Here is a 7,326-nt window from a genome sequence, read left to right as displayed (position 1 = left end):
GCAAATGGCGGGATTGCGTTGGCATGATTGGTTATTGAGCGTTGGTCAAAATGGTTGTTTTTACAGTAGCGCTAACATGGATCGGGATCTGCGAGGAGAACGGCCTGGTCAGGAGCATGTCCGCGAAGGGCTGCAGCCCGGACAACTCGGCCTGCGAGGGCTTCTTCGGGCGCCTCAAGAACGAGTTCTTCCACTACAGGGACTGGGAGGGCGTGACGGCCGAGGAGTTCATGGGAAGGCTCGAGGCCTACCTCGTGTACTATCGTGAGGAGCGGATCAAGAAGTCCCTCGGGTGGCTGAGCCCGATGGAGTACCGCAGGAAGCTTGGATACGCCTAGGCGCGGTCCAAGAAATCGTCCGCACCCCCACGGTCAGTAACTAAAGGCACTAAAGAAACCTCGTGAACCCGTTGGGCCACGAGGTTTCTTTTTATAGCGACCTCATTTATTTTTTTGAGCGCTATACTTTAGTCACGGAGCAACTCGTCCCAGAGAGGAATACTATGGCAGAGCAGCTTATCGGAGCGCTCGAGGCCGGCGGCACCAAGATGGTCTGCGCCACGGGCTATGCAGACGGTATGGTCCTGGAGTGCGAGCAGATCGCGACCACGACCCCGCAGGAGACCGTCGAGGCCGTCAACGCATGGTTTGCGAACAAGGGCATCGCCGCGCTGGGCATCGGCGCCTTTGGCCCCACCGCAGTCAACCCCGCCTCGCCCCAATACGGCAAGATCCTGGAGACGCCCAAAACGGCATGGCGCTACTTTGACCTGCTGGGCACCATCCAAAACGAGCTCAATATTCCCTGCGGCTACGACACCGACGTCAACGTCGCCTGCTTGGGCGAGGTCACCTTTGGTTGCGCCCAAGGCCTCACGGACGTGGTGTATCTGACCATCGGCACCGGCGTGGGCGCCGGCGTGCTTTCGGGCGGCCAGCTCGTGCACGGCATGATGCACCCCGAGGCTGGTCACATCCTGGTCACGCGCGACCCGCGCGACACCATTGGCGAGCACAGCGGCTGCCCCTTCCACGACAACTGCCTCGAGGGCCTCATCGCTGGCCCCGGCGTTAAAAAGCGCTGGGGTGGCAAGAGCGCCGGAGAGATGGCCGATGACCCGGAGGCCATGGACCTGCTCGCCGGCTATCTGGCGCAGGCGCTCATGACCTACATCCTGTGCTACGCACCGCAGAAGATCGTCATCGGTGGCGGCGTGGCCGACCACACCCCCATCGTGCCGCTCGCACGCAAGAAGTGCGCCGAGATGCTCAACGGCTACATCGTCACGCCCGAGATGGCCGACATCGATAGCTACATCGTCAACAACAGCCTCGAGGGCAAGCAGGGCATTATGGGCTGCCTGGCCCTGGGCGCACAGGCGCTTCAGTAGCAGACGCACCCACAGGACGTGGCGCGCCCGGCAAATCCGACCTACGGAACGACGCCACCACGCCTCATATAAGCTCTCAAATAAAAAAGGCCGCCTAGGACCAAACAATACGTCCTAGGCGGCCTTTTTGGCGCACATCAGCGACCGTAAGAGATATCGGAGCACAACGCCCGTTGCCGCACCACAGCAGTCGATCATCACATCGGTGATCATGCCGGCGCGTCCCGGCACAAAGAGCTGAATCGTCTCGTCGATCGAGGGAATCAGCAGCAGGAACACCGCCGTGGGCAGCAGCACGTCAAAGGTGCGCCGGCCCTCAAAATCAAAGGCGTGCGTTGCCAAGATGCCGAGCACCATATACTCGGTAAAATGCGCGCACTTGCGAACAACAAAGTTGGTCACCCATGCATATGGGAGTCCCACGCCGCGCAGGAAACCGCGGATAGCTTCCATGACCGTTAGGCTCAGCGAACCCGACCCCGAGCCGGGAACCAGCGAATTGCCCCAGATCAAGAGCGCCATCAGGCAGGTCACGACCGCCCATTTTCGATTGATCTTAACCATGCAGAAGTTATGCCTCCGCGCGGAGCGGCGCGAAGCTGGCGGTACCGCCCTCGATAACGCTCAGATAGGCACGGCCCGTACGCTTGGCGGTAGAGGACTGCAGGCGCTCGATCTCTTCCTCGAGGATCTGATTGACGCGCTCGTGACGACGATTTTCCATAATGCCGGCGGCAATAGCCTCGGCTCGCTCGATGCCCTCGCGCGAGATACGGGCGGTATCCTCGGGGAACACAGCGCTGTGACGGCCGACATAGGCGGGTGCAGCAGGCTGAGGGGCAGCGACGGGAGCGGGAGCTGCAACAGGAGCAGGCTCGTCGATCTCGTCCAGAATCGCGGTGGCAGCGGCCCACATGTCCTCGTGGCCCGAGTAATCGGCCATGGGGACATCAACCTCGAGCGAGGCATCCGGAAGGTCGCCGGTGTCGATGCGATCTTGGGCATCAATCGATGCGGTGATGGCTGCAGGCTCATCGAGGTCATCGAGATCGATGTCCGCGGCACCGAAAATGATAGGCATGCTGGCGAGGTTTGCGTTGTACGGCGCAGCCTCAGCCGCCTGCTGCTGGGCAGGAGCGCCCCAAAGCGAGCTTTCGGCGGCACGGCGGGCGGCAACGGCCTCCTCGTCCGCGGTCATGGCTTCATCAACGTACGAATTATCGGCAGAAGCGTTCGCGTCCGCCGAGGTGGCGCTGCAGGCGTTATTGGCTGCCGCGTTGGCAACGAGTGCCACAAAAGCCGCCGTGCTGCCCGCAGGGGCGGCCTGGGAGCCAGACACGGCGCGTGCCGCGGCGGCGATGTCGTCGCGATTGAAGGAGCCGGTCTGCCCGCCGTTGGTGAGCTCGTCGATGGCGACTTGATAGACGTCGCGCGAGCGCGCAGGGTCGCAGCTCACCGGCGAATCGTCGTCGAGCATGCTGTCGATCATGGACCAAGCCTCGGCCTCGTCCATGGCATCTGCGGCTCGAGCGATGGTAGGGACACCATCATCGGCATGACGGCGCTGGAACGCACCAGTCAGGCCGGAAAGGAATGCCGAGGTAGACTGCTCCGACTGAGCCTGAGAAGCAGAAGTCGCAGCGTAAGGAGTCGCATCCTGCTGCTGAGCTGGAATCGAGGCGGTCTTGAACTCGCTTTGATGCTGATTGAGATTGGCGGCACCGCCCATGGCATCGGGCTGGAACAGACGCTCTTCACGCTGCACACGGTACTCGGAGATACCCAGCGAGGCGGCATAGATACCCACGCCCGCCACCGCGCCCACGGCGAAGGGAACCGCACCCGCCACGACCGTCTCGTTCACCGACGAAAACGGCAGCGTCGCGGCATACATAACCACGGGAGCGGCAAGACCGATCCCGCACGAAAGTCCGGCAAGGACTGCTCGTTGTGTTGCATCAGAAGAAGCCATGAGCTCTCCCCATCTTCCAGCACCCAAATCGCATCATTCAGTTGGCTGCGCGAGAGAAGATGAAGCGGGGCTATGCCCCAAAGCAACGGTATATGGTTCGTTTCATCTGCGTTTTCCGTCGCGAAGCTTAAAAGCTATTATGCGAAACCACCCTGCCGATTGCAAGCGACGATGTCGGATTGAAACGGGAAACCTGCTGCTCGTCGGTCTTACGGTCAAAAATAAGCGCGGAGCGGCGCAATGGAAAGGGGCCGAGGCTCAAAGCCCCGACCCTTTATCGCATTGATGACTATCGCAGCGCGTGGATGACAACCTAGAACGTCTGCTCGTAGTCGCTGTGTTTTTTGGCCGAACGCACCAGGAACTCCTGGTTGGTGTTGGTGCCCTTCAGACCCTTGATAAACGACGCCGCCGCACGCTCGGTATTGTTCATGCCGGCAAGAATGCGACGCAGACCAAAGACAAACGGACGCATCTGCTCGTCGACCAACAGGTCCTCGTTACGCGTACCGGAGGCAACGGGGTCGATAGCCGGGAAGATGCGGCGGTCGGCCAGGTCGCGGTCGAGCTTAAGCTCCATGTTGCCGGTGCCCTTGAACTCCTCGAAAATGACCTCGTCCATCTTGGAACCGGTGTCGATGAGGGCAGAGGCCAGGATGGTGAGCGAGCCGCCGTTCTCGATATTGCGGGCTGCACCCAGGAAGCGCTTGGGCGGATACAGTGCCGCCGAATCGACGCCGCCCGAAAGGATGCGGCCCGAGGCAGGCGCCGCCAAGTTGTAGGCGCGGGCGAGGCGCGTGATGGAGTCGAGCACCACCACGACGTCGCCACCCAGCTCTACGATGCGCTTGGCGCGCTCGATGACGAGCTCTGCCACGCGGGTGTGGTTGTCGGCAGGCATATCGAAGGTCGACGCCACAACCTCACCCTTGATGGAACGCTGCATATCGGTGACCTCTTCGGGGCGCTCGTCGACGAGCAGGCAGATGAGGTGCACCTCGGGGTTGTTAATCGAGATAGACTGGCAGATCTTCTTGAGGATCGTGGTCTTGCCGGCCTTGGGCGGGGACACGATCAGGCCGCGCTGGCCCTTGCCGATCGGTGACACGATGTCGATGGCGCGACCGGTAATAGAGTCCTTGCCGTGCTCCATGCGCAGCGGCTCGTTGGGATAGACCGGGGTGAGGTCGCCGAACTTGGGACGGTTGCGAATCTGCTCGGGGTCCAGACCGTTGACGGTCGTGATTTTGGCGAGGCCGGCGCGCTTGTCGCCGCCGCGCGAAGGACGCAGCGAGCCCTCGATGACGTCGCCCGTGCGCAGGCGCGCGGAGCGGATGAGGTAGGCGGGCACGAAGGCGTCGTCGTTGGACTTCATGTAGCCATGGGCGTGGATGATGCCGGAGCTGTCCGGGCGAATCTGCAGAATGCCCTTGATGTCGCGGAAGCCCTCGGCCTTCGCAGCGGTGACGTAGATTTCCTCGACGAGCTCGGCCTTCTTCTTGCCGGTCGTCTCGATCTCGAACTCCTTGGCCTTCTCGCGAAGTTCGGCAACCTTCATGGCAGCGAGCTCCTCGCGCGAAAGCGTAGGCTCGGTGGGAGCGGCATTACGCTCCTTGTTGCGTTGCTTGCGATCGCGCTGGCGGTTGCGACGGTCGTTGTTGCGCTCGTCCTTGCGCTCGTTGCGCTCCTCGTTGCGCTTGTGCTGGCGACGGTTGGGGCGAGCGCCGTCTTCGCTCTCGGCGGGGGCGGCACCATCGGTTGCGGTGGTGTCAACATTGGCCGCAGCGGCGTCATTGGCCTCGGCGCCAGAATCAACCTGCGCTTCGACATCAGCATGCTGCTCGGCGGCCTTGGCCTTAACGGACTTCTTACGACCGCGCTTGGGCTTCTCGGATGCAGGCTGTTCGACGTCCTGGGGCTCGGCGGCATCAGTCGATACATCGGCGGTCGTCTCGGTGGAATCCTCGGACGCGCCCTTCTTGGCAGCCTTAGCCTTGGACGTGCGCTTAGCAGCAGTGCGACGCCTGCGACCGGGACGGACGTCGGCGGGCTCGGCATCGGCAGAAACGGCCTCGGAAGTCGTAGCATCCTGGACGGGTTCATCGGCAGCAGTTGAGGACTTGGCGGTCGCCGCAGCATCCCGAGCGGCGGCGGCTGCGGCTGCGGCCTTCTCGGCCTCGACAAAGGCCTTAGGCTTGCGACCGCGACGGTGCGGGCGCAAAGCCGGATCGACAACGGGAACTTCGCTGGCCTCGACAGGCGCAGCGGGCTCAACAGACGATGCACCCTCCCCTGCCGCGGAACGGACCGAAGTCTCAGTGGGCTCGGGGACTACCTGTTCCGCAACCTGCTCGGCCTTAGCAGCCGTGCGACGGCGTGTGCGCGGTACCGGCTTCTCGGTCGGCTGGTCGGCGACAGGAGTCTCGGTGGCGGCAGGCGTCTCGGGCACAGACGGAGCTGCGAGCTCGGTCAGAGCCGCGGCCTCGCGCTCGGCAGCACGACGGCGGGCGCGCACCACCTGAGCCTCGCTAATCTGCGCCAACGCACGTGCCTGCGCGACCTCATCGGAAATCGGCGCCGAGGAGTCAGCCGCAACGGTGCGCTTGGCGCGAGTCGTGCGCGTGGTGCGGCGCTTGGGCTTGGCGACCTCCTCGCCGTCAGCGGCAGGCTTGGCCGCGCGGCGCGTGCGCTTGGGCTTTGCCGGAGCAGCCTCCTCACCAGTTGCAGACACGGCCTTCTCAGCCGCTGCAGGCGTAGGCGTCGAAGCAGCCTTGGGCGTCTCAGGAGCCGAGGCTTGCGCGGGCGCCGCGACCTGGTCCGACGCAACCGGTGCAGCGGGAGCGGCCTGCGTCGTCGTTATTTCGTTTTCTTGCTGTTGATCAGACACAGTGTTTGCTCAACTTTCTTTTCAAGCCCTGTGATCACATGCTCCCTGCATAAACCTTCAGGGCGGCTAAACAGTCTAGTTCCGTTCAAAACGACGGACATCATTGATCTGTATCGAGATGATTGCGTCAACTACGCAGCGTTAGTGTAACACAACCGCCGCCACCTGCAACTTAGTCATTGGGTGTTCCTATAGTTTTGTCAACCGTCGGGGCTACTCCCGGTAGGGCACCCGGTCGCGCATCACGGCGTATATCGCCCTGAGCCGCTTCCTCGCGACGGCCTTGAGCGCCCGCCCGTGCCCCATGCCCCGCGCCCTGCAGGCCCGGTAGTACTCGCCGTAGCGCCCCGAGGACCTCACCAGGCTGTTGCACGAGAAGATCAGCAGGGACTTGAGCCTCGCGTCGCCGCGCCTGGACGCCCTGGCCGACCTCACCGACGTTCCGGAGCTCCTCACCCTCGGGGCTATGCCGCAGTACGAGGCCAGGTGGTCGTGGTCCGGGAACCTCCCGATGTCGACCGACACCGCGAGCTGCGCCGCGGTCCTCGGGCCGATGCCGGGCACGGTGAGCAGGCACGCGTAGGTCTCGTCGCCCTCGAGCAGCGCCGCCGTCTCGGCCTCGAGGGCCCCGGCCTCGTCGAGGGCCTCCGATATCCGGGCGGCCAGGAACCTGACCTGCCTGTTCTCGGCCTCGACGAGCGCCGGCGGGGGCGCGGTGGAGGCGGCCGCGGCCTCCCCGGCGGCCTCGGCCCGCGGGCCCCCGGCCCCGGAGCGGGCGATCCCCCACGCCCCGCCGAACCCGGCGAGCAGCTCCAGCCACCGCCGGTCCGACAGGTCGACCGCGGCCTCGAGGGCCGGGCAGGACTCGAGCAGCACCGCGCGCAGGCGGTTCTTGTCCCTGGTCGCGCAGGCGACGACGTGGTCGCGCTGGGAGGAGAGGGCGCGGGCGGCCTCGAGGGCCTCGCCGCGGCCCGGGACCCCCGACAGGGAGTCCGGCACGTGTTAGCGTCAATATATTTTTCACCATTTTCACCAACGTATTTTCGCCAATCGCGCCAACGCGGATGCGCCGGATTC

5 protein-coding genes and 1 pseudogene are annotated in these 7,326 nt (G+C 63.9%); 2 read left to right on the top strand and 4 right to left on the bottom strand.

Annotated elements, in window-relative coordinates; translation table 11 throughout:
- Positions 1 to 77 precede the first annotated feature (77 nt).
- Positions 78 to 338: pseudogene (locus I2E13_RS10715) on the top strand (IS3 family transposase); the annotation flags it as partial.
- A 164-nt stretch (positions 339 to 502) separates the two neighbouring features.
- On the top strand, positions 503 to 1,390 hold the full coding sequence (locus I2E13_RS10710; RefSeq protein WP_195405099.1) for an ROK family protein: 888 nt from the start codon (positions 503 to 505) through the stop codon (positions 1,388 to 1,390).
- Between the two features lie 114 nt (positions 1,391 to 1,504).
- On the opposite strand, the gene I2E13_RS10705 is transcribed toward I2E13_RS10710, so the two are convergent.
- The 4 genes from I2E13_RS10705 to I2E13_RS10690 form a co-directional block, all read right to left on the bottom strand.
- Positions 1,505 to 1,954, bottom strand: coding sequence for a VanZ family protein (locus I2E13_RS10705; protein ID WP_117772973.1), 450 nt, complete (start codon positions 1,952 to 1,954; stop codon positions 1,505 to 1,507).
- 7 nt (positions 1,955 to 1,961) lie between these two features.
- A complete protein-coding gene (locus I2E13_RS10700) occupies positions 1,962 to 3,362 on the bottom strand; it encodes a hypothetical protein (protein WP_195405098.1) in 1,401 nt (466 codons plus the stop codon).
- A gap of 313 nt (positions 3,363 to 3,675) precedes the next feature.
- Complete coding sequence (rho, locus tag I2E13_RS10695; RefSeq protein ID WP_271817578.1) at positions 3,676 to 6,249, bottom strand: transcription termination factor Rho; 2,574 nt, start codon at positions 6,247 to 6,249, stop codon at positions 3,676 to 3,678.
- A 213-nt stretch (positions 6,250 to 6,462) separates the two neighbouring features.
- A complete protein-coding gene (locus I2E13_RS10690) occupies positions 6,463 to 7,248 on the bottom strand; it encodes an IS110 family RNA-guided transposase (RefSeq protein WP_195405097.1) in 786 nt (261 codons plus the stop codon).
- Positions 7,249 to 7,326 lie beyond the last annotated feature (78 nt).

It is taken from the genome of Collinsella aerofaciens (assembly GCF_015554145.1).
Taxonomy (GTDB): Bacteria; Actinomycetota; Coriobacteriia; order Coriobacteriales; family Coriobacteriaceae; genus Collinsella; species Collinsella aerofaciens_AA.
The sequence above is the reverse complement of the archived record's forward strand: the minus strand, read 5'-3'. Positions and strand labels throughout refer to the sequence as shown.